The 24,511-nt window shown below is 58.7% G+C and carries 25 protein-coding genes and 1 tRNA gene; 10 read left to right on the top strand and 16 right to left on the bottom strand.

All coding sequences use genetic code 11. The annotated features are described in order from the left end of the window. Nucleotides 1-86: 86 nt before the first annotated feature. On the bottom strand, nucleotides 87-1,064 hold the full coding sequence (hemC, locus tag VB780_RS01495; RefSeq protein WP_323349367.1) for a hydroxymethylbilane synthase: 978 nt from the start codon (nucleotides 1,062-1,064) through the stop codon (nucleotides 87-89). A 304-nt stretch (nucleotides 1,065-1,368) separates the two neighbouring features. Here hemC and VB780_RS01490 point away from each other — a divergent pair, with 304 nt between their 5' ends. From VB780_RS01490 to VB780_RS01480, 3 genes are all read left to right on the top strand, one after another. Then, nucleotides 1,369-2,640, top strand: coding sequence for a hypothetical protein (locus VB780_RS01490; RefSeq protein WP_323349366.1), 1,272 nt, complete (start codon nucleotides 1,369-1,371; stop codon nucleotides 2,638-2,640). Beyond that, the gene (locus VB780_RS01485; protein WP_323349365.1) at nucleotides 2,640-2,957 is read left to right on the top strand and encodes a TIGR03792 family protein; all 318 of its coding nucleotides are present in this window, start codon (nucleotides 2,640-2,642) and stop codon (nucleotides 2,955-2,957) included. The genes VB780_RS01490 and VB780_RS01485 overlap by 1 nt, the downstream gene beginning before the upstream one ends. Before the next feature lie 172 nt (nucleotides 2,958-3,129). After that, a complete protein-coding gene (locus tag VB780_RS01480) occupies nucleotides 3,130-3,483 on the top strand; it encodes a zinc ribbon domain-containing protein (protein WP_323349364.1) in 354 nt (117 codons plus the stop codon). A 5-nt stretch (nucleotides 3,484-3,488) separates the two neighbouring features. On the opposite strand, the gene VB780_RS01475 is transcribed toward VB780_RS01480, so the two are convergent. The 3 genes from VB780_RS01475 to VB780_RS01465 all read right to left on the bottom strand — a co-directional run bounded on the left by VB780_RS01475 (nucleotide 3,489) and on the right by VB780_RS01465 (nucleotide 7,630). Continuing rightward, a complete protein-coding gene (locus VB780_RS01475; protein ID WP_323349363.1) occupies nucleotides 3,489-4,436 on the bottom strand; it encodes an alpha-E domain-containing protein in 948 nt (315 codons plus the stop codon). Between the two features lie 111 nt (nucleotides 4,437-4,547). Then, nucleotides 4,548-6,017 carry a circularly permuted type 2 ATP-grasp protein gene (locus tag VB780_RS01470; RefSeq protein WP_323349362.1) on the bottom strand — a complete coding sequence of 490 codons (1,470 nt, stop codon included), beginning with the start codon at nucleotides 6,015-6,017 and terminating at the stop codon, nucleotides 4,548-4,550. Between the two features lie 425 nt (nucleotides 6,018-6,442). Then, nucleotides 6,443-7,630 carry a transaldolase gene (locus VB780_RS01465; RefSeq protein ID WP_323349361.1) on the bottom strand — a complete coding sequence of 396 codons (1,188 nt, stop codon included), beginning with the start codon at nucleotides 7,628-7,630 and terminating at the stop codon, nucleotides 6,443-6,445. Between the two features lie 292 nt (nucleotides 7,631-7,922). On the opposite strand from VB780_RS01465, the gene VB780_RS01460 reads away from it, so the two are divergent. Further along, nucleotides 7,923-9,356 (top strand): IctB family putative bicarbonate transporter, encoded by a 1,434-nt coding sequence (locus VB780_RS01460; RefSeq protein ID WP_323349360.1) that lies wholly within the window; start codon nucleotides 7,923-7,925, stop codon nucleotides 9,354-9,356. Nucleotides 9,357-9,503: 147 nt separating this feature from the next. Here VB780_RS01460 and VB780_RS01455 read toward each other — a convergent pair whose 3' ends face one another. Together VB780_RS01455 and VB780_RS01450 are read right to left on the bottom strand one after the other, a co-directional pair. After that, complete coding sequence (locus tag VB780_RS01455) at nucleotides 9,504-9,830, bottom strand: hypothetical protein (RefSeq protein ID WP_323349359.1); 327 nt, start codon at nucleotides 9,828-9,830, stop codon at nucleotides 9,504-9,506. Between the two features lie 321 nt (nucleotides 9,831-10,151). Then, nucleotides 10,152-10,730 (bottom strand): SRPBCC family protein, encoded by a 579-nt coding sequence (locus VB780_RS01450; protein ID WP_323349358.1) that lies wholly within the window; start codon nucleotides 10,728-10,730, stop codon nucleotides 10,152-10,154. A 110-nt stretch (nucleotides 10,731-10,840) separates the two neighbouring features. On the opposite strand from VB780_RS01450, the gene VB780_RS01445 reads away from it, so the two are divergent. Next, nucleotides 10,841-11,353, top strand: a complete 513-nt coding sequence (locus VB780_RS01445; RefSeq protein ID WP_323349357.1) for a HugZ family protein — start codon at nucleotides 10,841-10,843, stop codon at nucleotides 11,351-11,353. 115 nt (nucleotides 11,354-11,468) lie between these two features. On the opposite strand, the gene VB780_RS01440 is transcribed toward VB780_RS01445, so the two are convergent. Next, nucleotides 11,469-12,347 (bottom strand): DMT family transporter, encoded by an 879-nt coding sequence (locus VB780_RS01440; protein ID WP_323349356.1) that lies wholly within the window; start codon nucleotides 12,345-12,347, stop codon nucleotides 11,469-11,471. Nucleotides 12,348-12,508: 161 nt separating this feature from the next. Between VB780_RS01440 and VB780_RS01435 the strand changes: the two genes are divergently transcribed. Further along, nucleotides 12,509-14,188, top strand: coding sequence for a hypothetical protein (locus VB780_RS01435; RefSeq protein ID WP_323349355.1), 1,680 nt, complete (start codon nucleotides 12,509-12,511; stop codon nucleotides 14,186-14,188). A gap of 146 nt (nucleotides 14,189-14,334) precedes the next feature. Then, nucleotides 14,335-15,177, top strand: a complete 843-nt coding sequence (locus VB780_RS01430) for an alpha/beta hydrolase (RefSeq protein WP_323349354.1) — start codon at nucleotides 14,335-14,337, stop codon at nucleotides 15,175-15,177. A gap of 122 nt (nucleotides 15,178-15,299) precedes the next feature. On the opposite strand, the gene VB780_RS01425 is transcribed toward VB780_RS01430, so the two are convergent. Together VB780_RS01425 and rlmB are read right to left on the bottom strand one after the other, a co-directional pair. Next, entirely contained in the window at nucleotides 15,300-15,593 is a 294-nt protein-coding gene (locus tag VB780_RS01425; protein ID WP_323349353.1) for a DUF1816 domain-containing protein, read from the bottom strand. A gap of 45 nt (nucleotides 15,594-15,638) precedes the next feature. Next, complete coding sequence (rlmB, locus tag VB780_RS01420; protein WP_323349352.1) at nucleotides 15,639-17,153, bottom strand: 23S rRNA (guanosine(2251)-2'-O)-methyltransferase RlmB; 1,515 nt, start codon at nucleotides 17,151-17,153, stop codon at nucleotides 15,639-15,641. Between the two features lie 378 nt (nucleotides 17,154-17,531). Between rlmB and VB780_RS01415 the strand changes: the two genes are divergently transcribed. Continuing rightward, nucleotides 17,532-17,915, top strand: a complete 384-nt coding sequence (locus VB780_RS01415) for a helix-turn-helix domain-containing protein (RefSeq protein ID WP_323349351.1) — start codon at nucleotides 17,532-17,534, stop codon at nucleotides 17,913-17,915. On the opposite strand, the gene VB780_RS01410 is transcribed toward VB780_RS01415, so the two are convergent. The 3 genes from VB780_RS01410 to lipA all read right to left on the bottom strand — a co-directional run bounded on the left by VB780_RS01410 (nucleotide 17,912) and on the right by lipA (nucleotide 19,947). After that, nucleotides 17,912-18,154: a DUF4327 family protein gene (locus VB780_RS01410; RefSeq protein ID WP_323349350.1), complete on the bottom strand. Its 243-nt coding sequence runs from the start codon at nucleotides 18,152-18,154 to the stop codon at nucleotides 17,912-17,914. The two genes, VB780_RS01415 and VB780_RS01410, sit on opposite strands and share 4 nt — an antisense overlap. Before the next feature lie 232 nt (nucleotides 18,155-18,386). Beyond that, nucleotides 18,387-18,911 carry a CAP domain-containing protein gene (locus VB780_RS01405; protein WP_323349349.1) on the bottom strand — a complete coding sequence of 175 codons (525 nt, stop codon included), beginning with the start codon at nucleotides 18,909-18,911 and terminating at the stop codon, nucleotides 18,387-18,389. A 166-nt stretch (nucleotides 18,912-19,077) separates the two neighbouring features. Beyond that, entirely contained in the window at nucleotides 19,078-19,947 is an 870-nt protein-coding gene (gene lipA, locus VB780_RS01400) for a lipoyl synthase (protein ID WP_323349347.1), read from the bottom strand. A gap of 129 nt (nucleotides 19,948-20,076) precedes the next feature. Here lipA and VB780_RS01395 point away from each other — a divergent pair, with 129 nt between their 5' ends. Continuing rightward, nucleotides 20,077-20,652, top strand: a complete 576-nt coding sequence (locus VB780_RS01395) for a L,D-transpeptidase (protein WP_323349346.1) — start codon at nucleotides 20,077-20,079, stop codon at nucleotides 20,650-20,652. A gap of 28 nt (nucleotides 20,653-20,680) precedes the next feature. On the opposite strand, the gene VB780_RS01390 is transcribed toward VB780_RS01395, so the two are convergent. The 3 genes from VB780_RS01390 to VB780_RS01380 form a co-directional block, all read right to left on the bottom strand. Then, on the bottom strand, nucleotides 20,681-21,745 hold the full coding sequence (locus tag VB780_RS01390) for a Gfo/Idh/MocA family oxidoreductase (protein WP_323349345.1): 1,065 nt from the start codon (nucleotides 21,743-21,745) through the stop codon (nucleotides 20,681-20,683). Between the two features lie 294 nt (nucleotides 21,746-22,039). Then, entirely contained in the window at nucleotides 22,040-23,488 is a 1,449-nt protein-coding gene (locus tag VB780_RS01385) for a hemolysin family protein (RefSeq protein WP_323349344.1), read from the bottom strand. A 17-nt stretch (nucleotides 23,489-23,505) separates the two neighbouring features. Beyond that, the gene (locus VB780_RS01380; RefSeq protein ID WP_323349343.1) at nucleotides 23,506-23,754 is read right to left on the bottom strand and encodes a hypothetical protein; all 249 of its coding nucleotides are present in this window, start codon (nucleotides 23,752-23,754) and stop codon (nucleotides 23,506-23,508) included. 171 nt (nucleotides 23,755-23,925) lie between these two features. Between VB780_RS01380 and VB780_RS01375 the strand changes: the two genes are divergently transcribed. After that, a tRNA-Ile gene (locus VB780_RS01375) sits at nucleotides 23,926-23,998 on the top strand. A 74-nt stretch (nucleotides 23,999-24,072) separates the two neighbouring features. Here VB780_RS01375 and VB780_RS01370 read toward each other — a convergent pair. Then, complete coding sequence (locus VB780_RS01370) at nucleotides 24,073-24,468, bottom strand: hypothetical protein (protein WP_323349342.1); 396 nt, start codon at nucleotides 24,466-24,468, stop codon at nucleotides 24,073-24,075. Nucleotides 24,469-24,511: the final 43 nt, after the last annotated feature.

Raw genomic sequence — 24,511 nt, 5'->3', positions numbered from 1 at the left:
CCCTGGCCGCCTAAATGTAACATCGTTCCACAGGACACTTTCCCCTCGCCAGAAGTTAGGGGACAGACAGGAATCTCAGCGCAACCCTAGGCTCGGTTGGTGGCGTTGATCTCATCGAGGATGGTCTGGGCACCTTCGCCCCGCAGGTGATGGGCAAGCTGCTCACCCAGGGCTTCGGCCTCAGCCGCTGGCCCCTGCACTGCGTTTTTAATTACCCGCTGGCCGTCGAGGCTGGCCACCAGGCCGGTGAGAGTGAGGGTATCGCCTTCAAGGGCAGTGTTGACGCCGATGGGCACCTGACAGCCCCCTTCTAGCTCTCGTAAAAAGGCACGTTCGGCCAGACAGCGGGCGGTGGTAGGTGCGTGAGAGAGCACGCTCAGCAGCTGGAGAATGTCATCGTCGCCGCTGCGACACTCAATGCCCAGGGCACCCTGGCCCACGGCGTGAAGGGAGATCTCAGCAGGAAGAATTTCGTGGATGCGATCGCCCATATCCATGCGCTGTAGGCCGGCCACCGCCAGAATGATGCCGTCGTAGCCGCCCTCGTCGAGCTTGCGCAGGCGGGTGTTGAGGTTGCCGCGAATGTCTTTGAAGGTGAGGTGGGGGTAGTGGTGGCGCAGCTGAGCCAGCCGCCGCAGCGACGAGGTGCCAATCACCGCGCCCTCGGGCAGGGTAGCCAGGGTTTTATCTTTATTTTTTTCGTGCACCACTAGCGCATCGGCGGGGTCTTCGCGCTGGGTAATGCAGCCCAGCATCAGCCCTTCGGGCAGGCGGGTTGGCAGGTCTTTGAGGGAGTGCACGGCAAAGTCGCTGTCGCCCCGCAGCATGGTGTCTTCTAGCTCTTGGGTAAACAGGCCCTTGTCGCCAATTTTAGAGAGCGACACGTCCAGCACTTTATCGCCCTGGGTCTCCATAGTGACGATTTCAAAGGCCAAGTCGGGAAAGTGCCGCTGCAGCTCATCCCGCACCCAGTGGGTTTGAATCAGCGCCAGCTGGCTCTTGCGAGACACGATGCGAACAGTGCGCCGGGAAGTCGAAACAGTGGGGGATGCGGTGGATTGCATAATCTGAAACGAGGCTTGCAAAGGGTCAGTAACGGCGCTACGACAACTGCCATTCACGTCAGGACAGTCCTGGGGGTTTTAGCCTAGGCGGTTGTCGGCCAAACAGCGATCCCGATCAACAGACCGAGGAAACCTGTCTTGAGCAGGTTGAGCAGCGCTATGGGTAGGGCGGTTAAACCGCTACCGAATCTTCAGATTACAGGATGGCGGCTCTCTCTATGGTGAGCCTCCCAGAGATGTTACGGGGTTGTCACATTAGGCGGTTGGCGGCGTTTATGATAGGTGAGCAGCTTGGAAAAAACCGTTGCCCCGTCAGTTTTTTGCACCTCATCTTCTGCCGCCTGGTTTTCTGCCGACCCAGAGAAGGCTCCGTCGTTTAGCTGGCGCTTTCTCCCTGGCGATCGCCCTCACCCTCGGCGCTACCCCGCTGGCGCTGGCCCAGGCCCTGCGTCCAGAAATTCGCTTTCCCTTTCTGGCCGACCCCCTGCAAGACGACCCCCTCGATCCGCTGCTGCTGCCCAGGCCCCCAGTGCCGCGCCCCCTCAGCCCGCTGGAGCTCTATGCCCTGGAGCAAGAACTCGACCAGCTGACCCTAGAGGCCACTGCCCTTGACGAATCAGGGGAACTCGAAGCGGCCCGCCTGCTCTGGCGACGGGAGATTCGCCTGCGCCGCCTGCTGGGCATTGAGGCAGAACTGGCCGCCATTGGCCGAGTCGGGCAGGTGCTGCGCGATCGCAACGCCACCCCCGATCTCCAGCTCTACGCCCTGCGCCTCGACGAAATTCGCGCCGACCTAGCGCTGCCGAGTGATAGCGATCGCCTGGAGGGCATGGCCGCCACCTACGAGGTGCTGGGGGATGTGGATGCCGCCGCCGAAATTCGCCGCGACCTGGCCGATGCCGCCCTGGTCGATGGCAATGGTGCTGAGCACCGTCGTCAGCTCGATGCCCTGGCGACGCTGCGGGCCGACTGGTTTTATTTTCCTGAGGCGGCCCAGGTCTACGGCGAGCTGGTGGCGATGGCCCAGGCTAATGGCGATCGGGACGACGAGATTCGCTATCTGGGGCTCCAGGCCGAGAACCTGGAGCAGGCCCAGGAGTTTGCCGAGGCGATCGCCCTACAGCAGCGCCTGCTCACCCTCTACCAGAGCGACGCCAGCCTGTGGCCGCAAATTGCTCCTCTGCAGCAGCAGGTTGCCAATAACTATCTCACCCTGGGCGATCTCGATACCGCCGCCCGCCAGTATCAGGCGGCCTACACCAACGCCATTGAACAACAGCAGTTAGAGATCGCCGCGATCGCCATCGGAGATCTGGCCGAGATCTACAAAACCCTGGGCCGCTGGGCCGATGTGGGCTACCTCTACGAACAGCTATTAGTGGTAGAACGGCAGGCCCACAGCGCCTTTGGCATGATGACTGCCTACGATCAGCTTGGCCAGGTGCATGAGCAACTGGGGGCAACCCCGATGGCCCTAGCTGCCTATCGAGAAGGGCTGGTGCTGGCGCGGGTGCTGGGCACCCGCCAGGACTATTTCGAAGCTCAAATTGCGCGTCTCACTGAGGAAGCCTCCTGATGGTGATTGAATGGCTGACCTTTGCAGTGGACCCCGACCACCGTGAAACCTTTATTCGCCTCGACAACGACATCTGGACGGCAGCCCTCAGCCAGTACCCTGGCTATATCGCCAAGGAAGTGTGGATTTCGCCGGATCTGCTGGATCAAGTTGTCGTTGTCATTCGCTGGCAAACCCGCGAGCAGTGGAAAGCAATTCCCCAAGATGTTTTGGAGGCGGTGCAGCAGCAGTTTGAAGCGGCAGCCCCCTTCTCCCACCGTATGATCGACTCGCGGGAGTATCAGGTGCGGCGATATCCCAACCCAGTGGCTTCCTAAGGGTCGTCTTCCGGCTGCGCTAGCATTGAAGTAGGTATTTCCCCACAACCCATGGAACAGCCCGGCCTGGGTTCCTTTGCGACCCATGGCCAACGGCAATAGAAACAGCATCGAGGGTTGATCAACACCTAGACAGGTCTTCGTTCTTCACGCTTCGTTTTTCCGGCGCTCTATGCTCTCGTGCCCCCGCTGCCAGGCCACCATCGAATCCACCACCATTCAGTGTCCCCGCTGTCGGCTGACGCTTAAGGCCCACGGGCATCCGGGAATACCGCTGCACCGCACTGAGGGCGATGAGTCCCTATGTGCCACCTGCGTCTACGATGCTGACGATACCTGCAACTTTCCCCAGCGGCCTGACGCCAAGACCTGCACCCTCTACCGCTCCACCACTGTTGAGGAGGAGCTAACTCTGCCTCAGCCCCCGATCGGTCGGCAAATCAGCTTTTGGCTAGGCAACCATCGTGGTTGGGTAGGTCTGGTCGGGCTACTAATGCTGAGCCTGGTGCTGGTGCTGGTGCGCTAGGCCAGCTACACCGGCTCTAGGGCAAAAAAGTCGGTGTAGATGTTTGCTCCCACCTCGTTCAGCCGATTTTGCAGGTCGTCGAGAAACTCGTGCAGCCCCCGCTCGGTAATTTCTTCAATGGTGAGGTAGTCGAGCTCGGAGCGCAGGCGACCGAGGGCGCGATCGCTGCCCGTGCGCCAGGTGCCCGCTGGGGTGCCCGAAATGCAGTGGAGCGATCGCTCCGCCTCAATCAAACAAAACTGAATGGAGCGCGGAAACTCCCGGTTCAAAATCAAAAACTCCGTCACCCCCTGGGGGGTAATGCGGTACTGGCGCTTGCGGTACATTTCGTAGGCGCTGGCCGACTTCAGTAGGGCAATCCACTGCAAGTCATCTAGCGGCGAGCCCACATCGGTTACCGAGGGCAGCAAAATGTAGTACTTCACATCCAGAATGCGAGCGGTCTTGTCGGCCCGCTCTAGCAGCCGCCCCACCTGACCGAAATGCCAACCTTCGGTGTGGGCCATCGTAGCATCCATCACCCCGGCAAACAGGTGGCTGGCCATTTTCACTTCTGGAAAAAAGCGGTGCAGCTCCGATAGCAGCCCTACGTCTGCCGCCTCATTCACCATCAGGTAAAACGAGTTCACCTGCTCCCACATTTCTGACGAAATCACCTCCCGCACCGATCGCGCATTTTCCCGCGCTGACCTGAGGCAGGAAATAATTGAGTTGGGGTAGTCGCGATCGAAGGTGAGAAACTTCAGAATATTCTCCGCCGAGGCCTCTCCATAGCGAGCTTTGAACATTGCCTGGTCGCCCGTAGTTCTCACCAGCGGTTCCCACTGCTGCTCCATACCGGGGGGCGCATCCAGCAGCAGGTTAAGGTTTACATCCACAAAGCGGGCGACGTTCTCGGCCCGCTCGACGTAGCGGTTTAGCCAGTAGATCGAATCGGCGACGCGGCTGAGCATAGCGGTAAGGGGTATGGAGGATTGGGGAGATAGGAAGAGTGAGGCACCATCTCCCCCCAGGAGGACAAAGAGATAGGCCAGGTAATAGGGTGTTGCGATCGCACAGATTGCCTATTGGCTTTGTATTGGCAGCTGAGCGTTGGGGTCAATGGATTTCACCACCCAGGTGTCTTTGCTACCGCCGCCCTGGGAAGAGTTGACTACCAAGGATCCGCGCTTGAGGGCAACGCGGGTGAGGCCACCGGGGTTCACGTAAATATCCTGGCCGTAGAGGATGTAGGGCCTGAGATCGACATGGCAGCCCTCGAAGGTGTCGTCAATCAGGGTGGGCACCCGCGACAGGCAAAGGGTGGGCTGGGCAATGTAGCCTCGGGGGTTGGCGCGAATGCGATCGCTAAATTCAACCCGCTGCTCCTCGCTGGCGTGGGGGCCAACCAGCATGCCGTAGCCGCCAGAGGCATCGGTGGCCTTGACCACCAGCTGATCAAGGTTGTCGAGCACGTGGGCCTGCTGGGTCGCGTCTTCGCACAGGTAGGTGGGCACGTTGGGGATAATCTGGTCTTCGTCGAGGTAGTAGCGAATCATCTGGGGCACGTAGGCATAGACCAGCTTGTCGTCGGCTACCCCAGTTCCCAGAGCGTTGGCCAGCGCCACCCGTCCCGCCCGATACACCTCCATCAGCCCCGGCACCCCCAGCAGCGAGTCGGGTCGAAAGGCCTTGGGGTCAATAAAGTCGTCGTCAATGCGGCGATACATCACATCCACCCGTTCCAGGCCCTTGGTGGTGCGCATTTTGAGGTAGCCGTCTGACACCACCAGATCACGGCCTTCCACCAGTTCAGCCCCCATCTGCTGGGCCAAGAAGGAATGCTCGAAGTAGGCCGAGTTGTACATGCCGGGGGTGAGCACCGCCACGCGAGGATCGATTAGCGTCTCGGGCACCAAATTCAGCAGGGTTTCGAGCAGCTGGCTGGCGTAGTCATCCACCGCCGCAATATCCATCGCCGCAAACAGGTGGGGAAAGGTGTTCTTCATCACCCGCCGGTTTTCGAGCACGTAGGAGACGCCAGAGGGGCAGCGCATGTTGTCTTCGAGCACATACCACTGGCCCTCTTTGTCGCGCACCAGGTCGGTGCCGGTGATGTGGCACCAGATATTGTTGGGCGGGTTGAGCCCCATGCAGGGCTTTAGAAAGCCGGGAGCGCTCTCGACGACGTGGCGCGGCACTACGCCGTCGTTGAGAATTTTTTGCTCGTTGTAAACGTCGTGGATAAAGCAGTTGATGGCGTAGATGCGCTGCTTGAGCCCCTTTTCGATCCATTCCCACTCGTGGCCGGGCACGATGCGCGGAATCACGTCGAAGGGCAAGATGCGCTCGGTGCCCTGGTTGTCGCTGTAGACGTTGAAGGTGACCCCCAGCTTAAACAGGGCATTTTGCGCCGCCTGCTGCCGCTGCTGTAGCTCAACCAGCGACAGGGCATTCACTCGCTGCACCAGCAGATCGGCCTCGGGGCGGGGCTGACCCTGGGTTAAAAACAGCTCGTCAAAAAAGTCGCCGGGATCATAGGCGTCAAATAGCACCAGGGGTCTCCTAAAAATTCAGGGTTAGACGTTTTCTCTACAAGGTGCCCTGGGTGGTCAGTTAGCCCAGCAACAGGCCTGACGACATGCTTTTTCAGGGCGGAGAGAAGCGCGGTAGCTCTAACCAATACTGGGGTAGGGGCGCGACAAGCTGTAGCGCTCAATACCGTTTTGCGGAAACACCCTGGCAGAAACACTCGGTTCAAGCCCGGCAATGGCGAGCGAGTTCAACGCTTTGGAAAACTAATCGCCAGCCAGCCCGTACAGATAGGAGCGACTGGCGATCGCCCACCCGCTCAGAATTTCCCAGCCCTGTGACCCAGCCCAGTGCACACGAGGGAGGGATTTGTCTGCCTCGGGGTGAGTTGAGCCAGTAGAGACATCCAGATTGGGTTGGGGTTTAGATGAGCTAAGCCTCAGAACACCTAGGCCGTGGCAACCTCAAAGGCAGGTCCCAGTCCGGCAACAATTTCTGATGAGGAAAGCTTGCCGTCGTGGTCGAGGTCAAGGGCATCGAAGGCGGCGTCGGTGCCGAGCCATTCTTCCCGGGTAATAAAGCCGTCGCCGTCTAGGTCATAGGCTTTAAACAGATCAAACTGGTCATCCCGAGCCTTGGATGTCGTGCCATCGCTCTGGGTGAGTTCGGTGAGCCGGGTAGCCAGTAAGTTCTCCAGGGTTTCGAGGGCTTTGCTAAATCCTTTGATGCCTTCGTCAAGCTTTTCGGTGGCCATGCGATCGCCCTCGTGCATCGACCTAAACGTAGCTTCGTCGATGGAGAGTTTCTCAATCTCCATGGACTCGGCTTTGGCGGGGTCGAGCTTGCGGGGCAGGTCGGCCTGGGTTTCGTCGAGCTTAGCCAGCAGCTGGGGAGAAATGGTCAGCAGATCGCAGCCCGCCAGCTCAGTGATTTCGCCGATGTTGCGAAAGCTAGCCCCCATCACCTCGGTTTTGTAGCCAAACTTTTTGTAGTAGTTGTAGATCTCGGTGACCGACACCACGCCGGGGTCTTCGGGGGCGGGGTACTCTTCGCGGCCAGTATCTTTTTTGTACCAGTCGAGAATGCGGCCCACGAAGGGCGAGATTAGGGTGGCACCCGCTTCGGCACAGGCGATCGCCTGGTGAATGCCAAACAGCAGCGTCAGGTTGCAGTGAATGCCCTCTTTTTCAAGAATTTCGGCGGCCTTGATGCCCTCCCAGGTGGAGGCGATCTTGATCAGCACCCGCTCTGGAGTAATGCCCAGCTTGTCGTACTGGGCGATGATATCGCGGGCGGTAGACACCGTAGCTTCGGTGTCGTAGGAGAGGCGCGCGTCCACCTCCGTGGAAACCCGACCGGGAATGATGCCCAAAATTTTGTGACCAAAGGCCACCGCTAAGTTTTTAAAAGCTAGATTAGCTACGTCTTTATCCGACGCACTCGCCCCAGCGTCGGCCTTAGCCTTGAGTAGGGTGTCATCGACAATGGCCTGGTACTGGGGCATCTGGGCCGCCGCCGTAATCAGCGAGGGGTTGGTGGTGGCGTCGCGGGGGGTAAATTTTTCAATGGCTTGGATGTCTCCGGTGTCGGCGACAACAACGGTCATTTGCCGAAGCTGCTCTAAGAGGCTGGCCATGGTTTTCTCCTGAGGATCGAGGAAGCAAGGGGACTTCTGGTGTTGCCCACATTGTAAACAGGGGATCACAGGCGGTCATTAACCCTTAATTAAAGCTACCGGGCAGTTACAAAACATTGCGTGCCCCCTGAACAATCCCCCATTCATAACGGTTTCTTAAGGGTTCCAGGATAAAACGGCGGCGGCAGCCCTAAAGAGGCTCTGGGTCTAGCCCCCAGCGAAAGAGATATAGAGCCCATTTAAGTCGCTGGGGATGAATTCGTTTGCCGCAGATCGCTCAAAGCTTGGCATGATGGGAAGGATTTTACTGGCGATCGCCCCTTCTGCCATGCTGACTGACTTTTGGCAACAGCTCACCCTCACTGGTTTTGCCCTAGAGCAATGGCGCGACGCCAGCCTCATCCATCGGCTGCTGGCCCCGCTGCGGCGGTGGCGTCAGGGCAGCCGGCTATTGCCCTGGGGCGACTGGATTGGCCTGGCCATTGTAGTGGTGCTGTTTGCCCTGGCTCCCTATGTCTCGACCACGCTAATTGGGGTGCTGCTGCTGGCGGCAGCGGCCCTGTGGGCGTTGCTCACCCTCACCGATGAAGCCGGGGTGGGCCTGTCGCCCGTTCACCTCACGGTAGCGGTCTACTGGGGAGTAATGGTGCTGGCCACGGCTTTTTCGCCCGTGCGCGGGGCAGCGGTCAGCGGCCTGATCAAGCTGACGCTGAATATTTTGCTATTTTTGCTGATTGCGCGGGTGGCGCGGCGGCCCCGGGCCAGGGGCCTGCTGATTTTGGCCTATATTTTGACCACCTTGCCAGTGGCGGTGTACGGCCTGCGGCAGTATTTCTTTGGGGCGACCGCCCTGGCCACCTGGGTAGACAGCAATTCAGCGGTGGCCGACGTGACGCGAGTGTACAGCTTTTTGGGCAACCCTAACCTGCTGGCGGGCTACCTGATTCCAGGGGTGATGCTGAGCGCGGCGGCGGTGTTTGCCTGGCCCCGCTGGGTGCCGAAGGGCCTCGCCCTGCTGGCCACCCTGATTAACACTCTGTGTCTGATTTTGACCCTCAGTCGCGGCGGCTGGATTGGCTTTTTGATTGCTGGCTTTGTGCTGATGACGCTGCTGGTGCAGTACTGGAGCATTTGGTTTTCGCCCTTTTGGCAGCGCTGGGCACTGCCACTACTGCTGGGTGGAGCAGCGGCGGTAGTCATAGCGGGGGTAATCGCGGTCGATTCGCTGCGGGCGCGGGTGTTGAGTATCTTTGTGGGCCGGGCCGACAGCAGCAACAACTTTCGCATGAATGTCTGGGCCGCCGTGATCGACATGATTCGCGCCCGACCCATCCTCGGCATTGGCCCCGGCAACGACGCCTTTAACGCAGTGTATCCGCTGTTTCAGCGGCCTCGCTATACGGCTCTGAGCGCCTACTCGGTGTTTTTAGAGGTGCTGGTGGAGGGGGGCATCATTGGGCTGACGGCGTTTCTGTGGCTGCTGCTGCTGATCTTTCACCAGGGCTGGGTGCAGCTCCAGCGGCTGCGCGAAACCCAGGACCAGCAGGGCTATTGGCTGATGGGGGCGATCGCCTCGATCAGCGGCATTCTCGGCCAGGGCATTGCCGACACGGTGATGTATCGGCCCCAAATCAGTACGCTGTGGTGGATGGCGATCGCTCTAGTGGCCAGCTACTATCCGGCGCAGGGGTGGAGCGGGCGATCGTTTAAGGTGCGTCAGGAGTAGGCAGGGCGATCGATCGCCCCCATCTGGCAGGATTAGCCAGCTTTTGCCCTCACCCCAGTGATGTTTGACCAGCTAGCGGCAAAGAATCCTGTGAATTCTGATATCTACCACCAAAGATAGATTTGCAGGTCTGATCCTTGGGCTACTTTAGAAGCTGTCCTCCATATCCTCGGTACCATTCCAAGTGGGATGAGGCATAAGTTTTACCTTGCCTTTTTGGGGTAACTCTTGGCCAGTAGCCAGGGTGCCGCCGTTAAGGGCTAGGTGAGCCTTGAGGCGTTTCTTGGCCTCTGCCATAGAGCTCACCCGCAAATTGAGAATGTAGAGATAGGGAGAAGGGTTTTCGTCTAGATCGGTTGGGCTTTCCCAGATGCGTAGGCGAACGCCATCGGCATCGGGAACAATCTTGTAAAACAGCAGATGATCGACGGCTGGGGCATAGCGGCTGAAGTTAGTGGAAAGCGGAGTTTGCATGTCCCAAAGACCAAAATCAAACGACCAAAAGAACGATTAACTGGCAGCAGCACCTTCACCTTCCCTGAGAGTACCCATAGCCGGGGCCACTATCTAAGGGGTCTTTATAAAATTCTTACAATCAATCTGTAAAATTTCCGGAACAATCAGCATCCGGGTAGTCGTTACAAACTGTAAGAAAGAGGCCTGGCTTTGACTATACTGCCCTAGCGCTTTAGGTGCAAAGCGTCGGGGATCACTGCTTTAATTATCGAATAAGTTGCGATCGCTCGGCGGCTTTTTGCCCCGATCTGCGTAAAAATGCCTAAAAGTTTACGTTCCCTAAAGATTAGACGAAGCTGCTCGCCGCTCCATCTCTCCGCGCAGAGCCTTAATGGTGTCGATTAGGCCAGCCTCGAACAGGCTATAGAACATTGACTTAAAGGGGCCGACGTCGGCTTCGGCGCGTACCTGCTGTGACAGCAACCGCACCGGTTCAGTGCCGGGGGCTAGGGTAGCGGTGTCGATACGCCAGTGGCCGTACATGTATTCCAGGTTGCCTTCCAGCAGCCGAAAGCTGATCTGCTGACCGTCTAGCTCTAGGTTTTCGGTCAACACCTTCGATTCCATGGTGGAGAGCAGAATGCGGCGGCGGTCGATCTGCTCGACCACGGTGCGATCGCCATCGACCTCGACCACGCGGCTTTTCACCACCGTTGGCAAGAACCGGTAGAAATTTTTGTAGTCGGTCAGCACGTCCCAGGCCAGGGCGTGGGGTACTGAGGTGGCTGCCATAATGCCGTACTGACCCTTGCCGCCTTTCACCAACACGTCACGTTTGGCCAGGGTCGCCCAGTCAGCCGGGGTTAGTTTGCCTAGATAGGCCTCAGATGGCTGAACCTGACGGGATAAACTCGACATAGTACCTGGTGCTAAATACCTGAGAGCCAAAACTCAATTACTGTAGCGCTAAGCCGCTGCGGCGGCACAGCTCTGATCGGTTGTTCTTATAAGCTTACTGCCATTCGCCAATGCCTAGTTTTACAGCGGTTTTAGCAGCCTACCAAGACCTGCCCACCCGGGTGCACAGCCTGATGCTGAGCACCGTCAACGGCACTGGCCAGCCCCAGGCCAGCTATGCGCCCTACGTCATCGACGACGATTACCAGATCTACATCTTCACCAGCGGGCTGTCGGCCCACACGGCCAACCTGCAAACCACCGGCCTGGCCAGCATTCTGCTGATCGAAGACGAAGCGAAAGCTCCCCAGGTGTTCGCCCGTCAGCGCATTACCTTTGAGTGCCAGGCCAACCTGCTGCCCCGAGGCACCGCCGATTGGGAGGCGGTAGCCGATCGCTTTGAGCAACGCTTTGGGGAGATTATTTCTATGCTGCGATCGCTCGACGACTTTCAAATCTTTTGCCTTAGCCCCCAGACGGGGCGGTTTGTGATGGGGTTTGGGGCGGCCTACGCCGTTGACCCTGGGAATTTGAGCCAGCTGGTTGGCCCACCTCAACCTGGCCCCGATGAGGCCTCAGCTTAGGATGCTTCTGGAAAATAGTTTTCTCAGTGGCGGGCAATGCCCACCCTAACAACAGCTACAGTCGCTGGATTGAAGCTGGTATCTTCTTCCCCAGACATTTCCTGAGTTATTGTGCCTAGCCGTTCACCAAAATACCGATGCCTGCTAGGGCCACCATCGCCCCGACTACAGCTCGGAGGCTAACGCGATCGCCCAGGGCCGCTGCCAGAGGCAGCACAAACAGCGGGCTGGTGGAAGTCAGCGCCTGGGCCACCCCCGTAGCGGCGTACTTGAGGGCGATCTGCTGAAGGTAGATCGCCAGATAGGTACCCAGGCCTGCCGCTAGGGCCACACCGGCTAGTAATTTGGGCGATCGCAGCGGGCTTAGTTGCCCCGCCACCGGCCCCTGCCAGCGCAAAATTCCCACAATAATAATGAAGCCGCCCCCCAGCCGCAGCAGCGAGCTCCACATAGGATCTACCTCGGTATCGGCCAGCACCGCCCGCGACATCACCGCTCCAGTAGCCTGGCCCAGGGCCGCCAGCACCCCGTACAGCAATCCCCGGTGATCGGCCTGTCCGGGGGTTGCCCCCGGCACCCGCTCAGCGATCACCCACACTACTCCGGCTAGGGTGAGGCCTATGCCCAGCCAGGCTCCCCCGCTGAGGGTTTCCTGCAAGAACACCAGGGCCAGTAGGGCAGCCAGGGGCGGAGCCAGGGTTTCGAGCAGCAGCGCCCGCCGGGGGCCGAGGTGGTTGATGGCGGCAAAGTAGGCCGTATCACCCAAACCGATGCCAATGACGCCGCTGAGGGCCAAAATGCTCACGGCTTGGCGGTCTAGGCCCGCCGCACTCTGGCCGAGCAGCGCTAGGGTCAAAGCCAGCAGCACCAGGGCGATCGCTCCTTTAGCCAGGTTGAGTACTAGCGGTGACAGCGCCTTGCCCAGTCGCCCAAACACTACCGTAGCCACCGCCCACAAAAAGGCGGCTGTCAAGGCCGCGAGTTCACCTCCCATAGCTGCGTCAGACCTGTGCAGAACGTTTAACTTTACGTAATGCCACCATAGCGGAATGCAACAGAATCTTTACACTTCTGCCCCAGGAATGTGCTGATCGAGGGGGCGATCGCCGTAGAGAGAACCAAGACAGTCTGACCAATCCTAGGAAATTTTGCGTTATGCGTGTCTGGGCTCTAGCATCGTGCAGCGGTCTACTGGCTTTGGCGGCCTGTAGCGCCGACCAATCCAGCTCTCCTAACCCGAGCGCGGCCCCCCTCGACGGGGAAGACACCGCCGACATCCAGGCTCAGCCGGGGTTAACCGCCACCGCTTCTAGCCCGATGGCTCGCCCCGAGGTGCGTCCCCGACAGGTTATTCAGGGCGGCTATCGCCTCAGCTTATCTTCGGGGAAACCAGCCGCTACCACGGCCAGCAGCAGCAAGGCCGTACCCCAGGCCGCAGAGCTACGCCAGCGACTAGCGCGCCTGCGGAACCAGCAGGGCTCACGGCTTGCGCCATCCACTCCGGTAGTGACCGCACCCCAGCCCTCTACTCTGGCCCAGCCCAACCTCTCAGGGGCCAGCCCGGTAAAACCCACCGTTGAGCAGGAATCTCCTGCTTTTAACCCGATTCAGAGCCCCAGCTTTAGTCCCCAGGCGATCGCCGCGCTGCCAACGCCTCCTCGACCGACCCCCAGCGCGCCCCAGGCAAGCACCCCTGCCTCTGCCCCTGACCCAGGTGGGGCGGCATCGGCCAGCGTCGCCCGCAACTATCCCGTTGCGCCGTTGCGACACCAGAGCTACAGCGCCCGCTCCCAACAGCCTGCCCCGGTGCTGACCGTAGCCCGTACCCCTACTGAGTTGCCCGCCACCGCTAGGCTCCACGGCGATACCCTGACCGCCCAGCAGCCAGAATCCTTGACCCCAGGTGAGACAAGCGCCTCTCAGGTGGCCATTGTCGAGGGGAATACATCCCCTAAACCCAATAGTTCGGAGGCCAGCGCCGCGGCAACCGATGCGCCAACGCCAGCGATCGCGATCAGGTCAGAGTCATCTACAACCGATGCGCCAACGCCAGCGATCGCAATCAGGTCAGAGTCGTCTGCACCAGCACCAGGGGCCGCTGGTGGCCACCAATCCAGTGGCCCAGTGGCCTTAACGCCTGTCGTCCAACCCACCGTGGGTCTGGAGACCAATGGCGAGAGCCACCAGAGCCAAGCCGTGTCAGCCGCCGTGGCAAGTGACCCCGTTAACCAAGCGCCGGGACTGTGGGAATCGGCCCGTGCAGAGGCGGCCATTGCGCCCCCCGAGAGCCTGCCCCTCAACCCGCCATCTCCCCGCCCCAATTTCGTTCGCCCTCAGCTTACGGAATCGGCGGCTGAGACTGACGACTCCACCGCTGGAGACAATATTCCTGAGGTAAGCGCGATTCCGGAGCGGACTACTGCGCGAATCGCAGCCCCTACCCCCCAAACCACAATCCCCAACCCCGAAAGCCGCCCACCCGAAACCACCACTCTAGGGGAAACCTCGGCCGCACCAGAGTTACACCACCAGAGCCAGATCAGTCCCGCAGCGGTTCGCCTCATCCCAACAGCGAGCAATCCCTCTAAGGATCTGCCGATTGCCTACTGCCTGTTGCCCAGCGGTCAGCCAGTGCCAGCTACCCTCGAAGCTCAAGGATCGTCAGCATCGCTGCCGCAGTTTAGCCCCGCTAATCAGGCCGATCCTAGCCTTGATTTGGCCTCTACTCTAAGCAAAGAAAATCCCATTGCTCCCTGCGTGGAAACGCCCTCTTCCACCTCGGAGCTGACTACCATTCCCCTAACTCCAACCCTAGACGCTCCATCCCAGCCCTAGCCTGGGAATACCTCAACCGCGAGGGCTATCGTTGCGTATCCAGCGATCAACAGTCTGCCGATCCCAACCTTAGGTCTAGCTGGCAACAGCCGCCCAGCCAGGCTATGGTGAATCGGGTTGCGCTACACCGGGGATCGCCACACGCCATGAAACTCCACTGCACCATCCAGGGCAAGGGCTTCCCGATACTGTGCCTGCACGGGCATCCGGGGTCGGCCAAAACTATGGGGGTGTTTACAGAACGGCTGAGCGATCGCTACCAAACCCTGGCCCCCGACCTGCGGGGCTACGGGGCCAGCCAAACGCGATCGCCCTTCGACCTCGACGATAGCCTCACCGACCTGGTAGAACTGCTCGACACCCAGGGGATCGAGCGCTGCCTGGTGCTGGGCTGGTCGTTGGGCGGTATTTTGGCGATCGAACTGGCGCTACGCCACCCCCACCGCGTGGCGGGGCTGATTCTTGTCGCCACCGCCGCCCGCCCCGTGGGTGCCCATCCACCCACTACCTGGCTAGAGATGGTCAACACCGGGCTCGGGTCAATTTTGAATGTGATTGCTCCCGGCAATGGGCTGGTGCGCCACGGGCTGGGGCCGCGATCGCTCTACCGCTACCTGCTGCGGCAGCATACCCCCCACGCCTACCAGCGTTTAGCAAAGGAAGGCTTTTGGGCCTACTTGGGCACCTCACCCTTGGCCCACCGTGCCCTCAATCGCGCCCTGGCCCGCCGCTACAATCGCCTGGGCGATCTGAGGGCGATCGCTGTTCCCTGTCTGGTGCTCTGCGGCGCAGACGACTGCCACATCACCGCCCAAGCCAGCCTCGAAACCGCTGCTCACCTGCCCAGAGCAGAGAGCCACTGCTATTCCAACACCGCCCACCTGCTGCCTTGGGAAATTCCCAATCGGCTGCTAGCCGATATTGATGTCTGGCTAGAACGACACAACGCCGAGATAGCGCTGGGCAACGATGACTACAGATCAACTTAAAGATCCTGTAAGCGTTGACCTTATAGGTTGGTCAGAGCCCAAGGACAACCATCTTAGATGCTCTCTCAACCCACAAAGCGCATAATTTTTCGCTGCCCCCCCCAGGCGATCGCCCCAGTTCCCTAGGGTTGACCGCTAAAAGCCGGAGTTGAGAAGCCCCCCACGGGGGTATCCCACTCGTCGGTGATGGTGAGCTGCTCAGGGCTGCGGCACAGAGAAACCACCATTTGAATATTTTGCGCCCCTTCCTGTTCTAGGTCTTCAACGTAGCCACCCTTGGCTCCGTGGGCCTCAGACTCGCTGTCAAAGGGGCCAAAATAATAGGTGCAGGCGGGCTGACTAGTTTTAATCTCTACCCACCAGGCTTTGCTCGGCCCAAAAACGCTAGCTAAAAAGCGACCTAAAAGATTATTCATAGATCCTGCCTATCTGCCTATTTTGAAATGGTTTTCAAGGGATAGCTACGGCTCTAAACCATTCTTAGGCAGCGCCGCACCATTTTTGGTTATACTGCTTTGCTTTTGATTTTGCAAAGAGGAAATTTGTTCCTGCGCTACCCATTGATGACGATAGATCTCATAGAGCGCCATGCCTGTAGCCACCGATGCATTTAGGCTAGGAACCGTCCCCCGCAGCGGAACTGACACCAGCGTGTCGCAACTTTGCTGCACCGTCAGGCTGAGGCCGCTGCCCTCGGCCCCCACCACAATTACCGTTGGGCGATCGAAGGTGGTGCGATGCACCGGTTGGCTGGCTTCTGAAGACAAGCCATAGATCCAAAATCCCTTTTCTTTGAGGGTGTCAAGGGCGCGCTTGAGGTTGACGACCCGGGCCACTGGCAAACTTTCTAAAGCTCCGGTGGCGACTTTGGCCACAGTTGCTGTTATACCCACGGCCCGCCGCTGCGGGATCACGATTCCCTGGGCTCCTAGGGCTTCGGCGGTGCGAATAATCGCCCCCAGATTGTGGGGATCGGTAATGCTATCGGCGGCGATAATCACCGGTACTTTGGCTGCTCCCAGGGCCGTCTCGATCATCTTATCGAGGTCGTGGTAGGCGTGGGCAGCCGCCTGGGCCGCGATTCCCTGGTGGGTAGCCCCGGAGGTAATCTGGTTGAGTCGATTGGTGTCGACTTCGTCGATGACCGCGCCGTTGGCCTTTGCCTCATCGATCAGCGATAGAAATCGGGGATCGTAGCGAATGCGATCGTTGACCCAAACTCGGTTGAGAGGACGTTGGGCTTGCAGCGCCGCTTCTACAGCATGGCGACCGTAGATTAGATCGGTTTCGTCCTGCACATCGTCGCCATCCCCCGCAGCTTGACTGCTGACCCCAAACGATCGCGGTGGCGCAGAGGCAGTACGGTCGGCCCCATAGCGAGACTTACCTTCATCGTAACGAGGCTTGCCGCCCTCATAACGGGGCTTATCACCGCCATAGCGAGGTTTATCATCTTTGAACCGGGGCTTGCCGCCTTCGTAGCGGGGTTTATCATCTTTGAACTGGGGTTTGCCGCTGTCGTACCGGGGTTTGTCATCTCCATAGCGCGGCTTTTCGCCCCCCTGGCGGGGCTTCTCGCTGCCATAGCGCTGCTTGTTGTCTTTGAAACGGGACTTGTCACCCTCATAGCGGGGTTTTGCATCCCCATAGCGCGGCTTTTCGCCCCCCTGACGCGGTTTGCCGCCGTCGTAGCGTGGCTTATCATCACCATAACGGGGTTTGCCGCCGTCGTAGCGTGGCTTTTCCCCTCCCTGGCGAGGCTTCTCGTCGCCGTAGCGGGGCTTACTGCCTTCATATCGCGGTTTGCCCTCACCGTAACGAGGTTTATCGTCTTTGTAGCGGGGCTTGTCGTTGTCGTAGCGGGGCTTGCCCTCGCCACCCTGGCGGGGTTTGCCGCCCTGGTATCCTTCAGAATTGTGGCGAGGCTCCGGCCCAGAAGCACGGTTAGGATTGCGGAAAGGCTTTTGGGACGACATAGCCACACCTGATACGGGGAAAACCAAAAAATTAAGCAGAAAATCTAGGCTAGCACGGCTTACCCATACCCTATCATCCCAATTTTATAAGGCCGACTGCCCAAGCTGTGAATCTGAGCAGGGCGCGTTTAGCCAAAAACCAGCCTCAATCTATGAAAGCATGACTGCGCCGAGACTTGGTTAGCCTTCAAGGACGTGAGGCGCAGCTAGATCTTTTCGAGCTTGAGCCCCAAATGGCTCACCGAAGTGCTGGACAAAGACCTTTGAGGCAGATCTAAAAAGAAGCTTAAATTTTTGGCATATGGTGCCAAAGTAACCAACGGCCCAGGAATAATCCTTCACAATGGAAAATGACATCCCCATACCGGAGTGATGCCAATGCCTCACATATCCAACGGTACGAAGCTCGATTGTCCGGTTCATTTGGTGTTGTCATACATTGGCGGCAAGTGGGCCATTCTCATCTTGCAAGAGCTGTTTCAAGGCAGCCGTCGCACCAACGAGTTTCTGTCGGCTCTGCCCGGCATTAGCACTAAAACCCTCACTGCCCGCTTGCGGGAGCTAGAAAGCTACGGCTTAGTCAAGCGCACCGTATTTCCTGAGGTGCCACCACGGGTGGAGTATTCGCTAACCCCGAAAGGACAGGAAGTGCAGCCGATTATGGTGGCCCTCAACCAGGTGGGGGAACAGTGGCTAGTCCATAGCCCTAGCGATCCCCCTGGAAATCGCTCGGTCACTCTCTATGGTTCTAGAAACCGCTAGTCGTTGCTCCAGGTTTCGTGGGGGATCAGATCGCCAATGCGATCGCGCAGGCCGTAGTCGTTAACTTCTAGCTCAGCCTCAATATACGGCCATTCTCGGGCCGCAATGTAGCCGCACAGCGCGCAAATGGGCTGGCAGCGGTCTAGCGTGCCACACTCTACCAACTGCTTAGCTTCATCGCGAATCTCATCTAGCGTGTAGTGTCGAGCAAGGATCGGATTAGCGGTTGTCATAGTCATGGAACAGCCCTCCAAAAGTTGGATGGCAATGAGGATATGTACTTACCATCCCAACTACATAGTGCAACTCGCGTCCTGAGGATCAAAGCAGTTGATGCGTAACCTTACGTTTGTTCACATGACGCAACACTGTAGTCTGTTATACCGTTTCGAGCGCAATTCGGAGTGTTCATATTCAAATAAATACTCCGAAATTTGAGTGAAAAGCGCAAATATCCTTCTTGGCTAGCACCTAGCGCGGTCTGGCAAATACCTGCGCCCAGTAAGGGCGATTCGCCCCTGTAGCGTAGCCCACTCCCAGTTCAGTGAACGCGGGATTGAGGATATTCTGGCGGTGGCCAGGGCTGTTCATCCACGCAGTCATAACGGCAGCGGCGGTGGGCTGCCCCATGGCGACATTTTCGCCAATGGTTGACCAGTTGTATTGGGTGGCGTCAATGCGCGATCGCATCGTTGATCCGTCAGAGCCGGTGTGGCTCATGCGGCGGCTGGTAGCCATGTCTTGAGCATGGCGCTGGGCGGCGGCGGTGAGCTTGTCATTGAGCACCAGGGGCGGGGCATTGACCCGCTGGCGTTCGACGTTGACTAGGCGCAGAATCTCCTGGGCGATCGTCACATCGGCTTGGGCTGCTGTTACCGTTGGGCGCTGGGCGATCGCCGCTGGCACCACCATCCCCGGCAGTAGCCCAGCCAAGACCGCTGCCAATAGGGCCGTGCTAGCCGACCTAGAGCCTAAAACCTGTTTCCATTGGTGCATGGGTATCTCCTGAGGGTGAAACATGAACTGTGGTAGACGCCCTGCCATCCCCTTGACGGCAGCGCAGAGTTCACGGTTCCATCGTGACGATTCCACCTAAGATTCCCAGGTGAAACGTCCCAGGCCAAATTCCCTGGGTAACGATCCCCAGAAAAGCTCCCAAACCCTAGCGAGGATTCTGAGCCATCAACCGTTGCACGTCTTCAGCATGGTAAGAGCTGCGCGTGAGCGGCGACGACACGACCTGTAAAAAGCCCTTCATCTCCCCCGCTATCCGCCAGGCATCAAACTGAGCCGGAGTCACAAACTCCGCCACGGGCAGGTGCTTTGACCCCGGCGAGAGGTACTGCCCCAGGGTCAAAATGTCGCAGTCTACGCTCCGCAGGTCATCCATCACCTGCTGAATCTCAGCGTCGTTTTCGCCCAGGCCCGCCATCAGGCCCGATTTGGTGTAAACCCAGGGAGCCAGAGCTCGGGTGCGGCGTAGCAGTTCGAGCGATCGCCCATAGTCGCCCTGGGGTCGCACCCGCCGGTAGAGCCGGGGCACTGTTTCAGTATTGTGATTGAGCACGTGGGGCCGTGACGCCAAGATCGTCTCCAGCGCCTGCCAATTGCCGCACAGGTCGGGAATCAACACCTCAATTGTGGTGGCTGGGGTCGTCTGCTGAATTGCTTCAATGCAGGCCACAAACTGGCTGGCCCCGCCATCGGCCAGATCGTCGCGGTTGACCGAGGTAATCACCACGTGTTTGAGCTTCATGCGCCGCACCGACTCCGCCAGGCGCAGAGGCTCTGTAGGGTCGAGCGCCTGGGGCTTTTTCTCAAAGTCGATGTCGCAGTAGGGGCAGGCCCGAGTGCAGGCTGGCCCCATAATCAAAAACGTGGCCGTACCGGCCTTGAAGCACTCGCCAATGTTGGGGCACGAGGCCTCCTCGCAGACGGTGTTGAGGCCTAGGTCTTGCAAAATTGCCTTGACCTCGCCCACTCGCTCCCACTGGGGCGCTTTTACCCGTAGCCAATCTGGTTTTACCGCCACCGTCTCAAACCCCGACCTTGTGATTGCGCTTTCATCATATCAACCCCGACATCACTTGTCTGGACTGCGTTCTGCCACCAGGGGATGGCGGTATGCTGAAGAAGAGTACCGGGAGACTACACCGACCCGATGGATGCGCCCTCTCCCCTAAAACGCTGCCTTGTGGTGCTGTGCTACGCCGCAGCTGGCCTGCTGGCCGCTGGTGCCTGGCAAGATCAGGTCAGCTCCCGCTGGCGGCTGGAGCAACCCTTTGCCCGCACCCGCCTGGCGCGACTCTCCACCGTCATGACCCAGGCCCCAGATACCCTGATGACCGCTAATACCCGCGTGGTGATTAGCCTTAGTCGGCGGCGGCTCACCCTCTACCAAAACGACGAGGTGCGAGACGAGTTCACGGTGGCGATTGGTCAAGACGACTGGGAAACTCCGACAGGCGAATTTGCCATCCGCGACATGCGCACCGACCCGGTGTGGCAGCACCCTATCACCAAAGAAGCCGTTGGCCCCGGCCCGGGCAATCCCTTGGGCTCGCGGTGGATCGGCTTTTTGGTAGAGGGGCAGTACCACATCGGCATCCACGGCACCAACCAGGAAACCCTGATCGGCGAGGCGGTTTCCCACGGCTGCGTACGCATGCTCGAATCAGACATCCACACTCTGTACAGCCACGTTAAGGTGGGCACTCCGATTAAGGTAATGCCTTAGTTCAACAACCTAATTCTAAAGACAGAGCTTAAACCGCTACCGTCAGCTCTTTGCCCAGGGCTGTGGGGTCGAAGTGGTGCCAGGGTTTGCCGTCTAGGGCCATTTGCTCAATCAGGCTAGCTAAGCGCAGGGCTTTTAACGCCTGCTCGCCGCCGACCGAGGGTTTTTCGCCGCCGCGCACGCAGTTGACAAAGTGCTCCAGCTCGGCGTGGAGGGGCTCAATGTTGCTGGTGTAAACTTTTTCAATTAGGCCATCCTGGCGGTAGAGCACTTGGCCGTAGTCGGTGGAGCAGTCGGCAGTGGTCTGCCGGTGAATCAAAATCTCGTTGTTGAGAAAATCGGCGTCGGTGAGGGAGTTTTTGCAGTGGGCCGTAATGCTGCGAATTTTGCGGTGGGTGACCTTGCTGGAGGTCAGCGTGGCCACAATGCCATTGCTAAAGCCCAGGGTAGCGGTAACGTAGTCGAGATAGCCCGAGTTTGAGGCGCGGCTGCCGCTGGCGGTCAGGGTAGAGACCGTAGACCCCGCCAGCTCTAGCAGCAGGTCGATGTCGTGGATCATGAGATCGAGCACCACCGACACATCGTTAGCCCTCTGGGAGTAGGGGCTCATGCGGCGGGCCTCTAGGGCCAGCAGTTCTTCGGTTTTGAGGACTTTGTGGAGCTCTTGGAAGGCAGGGTTAAACCGCTCAATGTGGCCTACTTGCAAAATGCAGTTGGCTTCGGCAGCAGCATTCACCAGCGACTCGGCCTCGGCAATGCTGGCAGCGATGGGCTTTTCGATTAAGACATGCACCCCGGCCTGCAAACAGGCCATGCCCACGGTGTGGTGGAGCCGGGTGGGCACTGCTACGCACACGGCATCGACGTGCTTGAGCAACTCTTGGTAATCTTCAAAAAATCGCACTCGGTACTTGCCCGCAGTGTCGAGGCCGCGCTCTACATTGACATCAGACACGCCCACCAGTTCTACGTCTTTGAACCGGCTCAGCACGCGGGTGTGGTGCTGACCCATGTTGCCTACGCCAATAACGCCAACACGGATAGGATCGGGCAAATTTCGCGATAGGTGCATGTCTAAGGCAGATGACAACATGGGATTTTGCACGCCTGTCCTTCCTCTAGGAGACAAAGATACGCCGACAGTTGATATGTGCGAACGTCAGAGCGAGTGGAGAACTGAGACGGCCAGGTAAAATTACTCAGATACTATCACAGTGCTTCACACTGTAAAGAATAGCGACATTCTTTAACCGAGAACCACGGATTTATAGCGCGATCGCGGCCTATCAAACCATTTCTTGATTTCTTTGCTGTCCCACTTCACCATACCGAGACTGAACCGGGGCGCTCAGCGAGCTGTGGCAGTTCTTGAGCTGTCTAGGCGCGGCTAGTTTAAGGGGAAGCCATCGGAGTCGCTAGCTGCCGCTGCGGGGGCATGGCCTCCCTGCTCAGACGGCTGGGAAGGGGGTTCGAGCGATCGCACCAAGATGTCGCCAAGGCGCGGGCCATCGGTCGATAGCACAATCCATTCGCGCTCGGCAAACATCAGGCGATCGCCCGTATGGGGAATCTTTTGCATCTGATAAATCAAAAACCCGCCTAGGGTCTGGTAGTCGTCGGAGTAGGGCAGCGTGAGGTTGAGCAAGGTGTTGACTTCCTCAAGATCGGTGTGGGCTTTAATACGGTACGACTGATCCTCCAGCAGCTGCACGAGCTGCTCGGTGTCGTTGTCGGGCTCATGGATTTCGCCAATGATCTCAGTGATCAGGTCGCGCAGGGTGAGCAGGCCAGCGGTACCGCCAAATTCATCGACCACCACGACCAACTCCTGGCCAGTGCGCTGCATGGTGGCCAGCAGTTCGTGCAGCGGCGTGTACTCGGGCACAAAGCGGGCGGGCTTGACCCAGGGGCGAATGGGGGTATCCGCGTCGATCTGCTGGCGGGCCAGGGGCTGCAAAAACTGCTTTAGCTCAACCGTGCCCTGGATATCGTCGAGGGAGTCACCCATGATGGGATAGCGGGAATGCTCGGTGTCGGCCACCACCTCGATCAGCTCCCCAAAGGTGGCCGCTAGGGGAATGGCGTTGATCTGGGTGCGAGGCACCATGATCTCTCCAGCGGTAACATCGCGAAACTCAAACACGTTGTTGAGAATTTCGCGCTCTTCGGCCTCCAGGCCAGGGGTTTCGGCAGTGGTGCGAATGATCAGCTGGAGCTCTTCGGGGGTAAGGCGGCTGTAGCTCACCTGGTCGCTGTACTGAATATTGACCAGCCGCAGCAGCAGCCGGGTTGACTGGTTTAGAATCCAGATGAAGGGGTTAAACAGCCGCGCAATGGTGAGGCTGGGCGGCCCTAAAAACCGGGCCACCTGCTCGGGATAGAGCATCGCCACCGACTTGGGGCACAGCTCCCCCAGCACAATTTGCAGATAGGCCACCAGGAAAAAGGCCATTGGAACCGCTAGCGCATGGGCTAGGGCTTCGCTCTGGTAGGCATTCAAGGGGGTTTGGGTAATCCAAAAAGCCAGGGTGACGGCCATGGTGCTTTCGCCCACCCACCCCAGAGCCAGGCTCGACAGGGTAATGCCCAGCTGCGTAGTCGAAAGCAGGCGATCGAGGCTGCGCTGGAGCTGCTGCACAGTCTTAGCCTGCACGTCTCCCTGGGAAACGAGCTGGCTAATGCGCGATCGCCGCACCGACACCATAGAAAACTCAGCCGCCACAAAAAAGGCGTTGATGCCAATCAGCAGCAACACCGCTAGCAGTCGAGAGGCGATCGCCGCGGCAGGCAGCTGTTCAGGAATAACGACGGTCAATAAGTCAGGTAAAACGCCCATGTCCCAGCGCCTAAACGCTACTGGCCACCGCTAATGCGAGCCTTTACCTGCTCTAAAACCTCAGCCTCGTTGACTAAAACCACATTCCCGTGGCCCGATGCCCCCGCCTCACGGGCTACAGGGGATCCACTCGTGGGTCGAGTTTCGGGCTGGCGCACCCCGGTCAGCGCCTGCCGCCCCAGGGTAAACCCCCAGGAGGCACTCACCACCCCAGACCCAATCATCAGCGAGAGCAAAATCAATGTAAACGCTACGGCAGGGTTCATGGCAGGGGCAGGGTAAAACCTAAAAACAAAAATACTCTAACAAAGCTAGGTCTGAGCCAGGCTTAGACGTAACCCAATTATAAGGTTCGAGCCTCAAACAAAATTTAAGATCTGGTTTTGGGTTCAAGCCCTACAATGAAACATGTTTTACCACTAGGTAATCTTCAAATCCCAGGGTTGGCCGAGCGGATTAGGCAGCGAACTCATAATTCGCGTTAGGCAGGTTCAACTCCTGCACCCTGGATTGGCACTCGTTATCAAAGCACCACTCTCGGGCGATCGCGAGGTGAACCTGCCCCAGAAAACCAGATGAAGAGTTTAGAGCCCCTCGAAGATAAACTCAGAACCCACGTAGGGCGTACTGGTGCTCGGCATGGTGAGCAAAGTGGTGGTGTAGGGAGTCGCCAAATCCGGCACTCGAATGGTGGGATCCGAAGTGTTTTGCAGCAGCATAATATCTCTCACGGCCGCAGCGGTGGCATCAGCATCCCAATCGAGGGCGCGATCGGGAAAGTCAAGGCCCAGAATCCGTTTGGCCTGACGACTGAGGCTACGATTTTCAAAGTGATTGCCAGAATAGGTCGTGGTGAGGTCGTCTAGGGCCTCAGGAATGGTTTGGGGAGTCTCTTGACTCTGCCCTGCCGGAGCAGCAACGACGGCAGCAGCTAGCAGCGCCAGCGTCAGCCCAGAAATATGATTTAATTGAATGCCCATGGCCAAGCCTCCTCAACTCATTGGATTGGTGCGATTCTGGTGG

Origin of the sequence: Leptolyngbya sp. CCNP1308 (genome assembly GCF_034932455.1) — a bacterium.
Classification (GTDB): Bacteria; Cyanobacteriota; Cyanobacteriia; order Phormidesmidales; family Phormidesmidaceae; genus Nodosilinea.
Note: the sequence above shows the minus strand (reverse complement) of the source record. Positions and strands in the feature narration are given on the sequence as shown.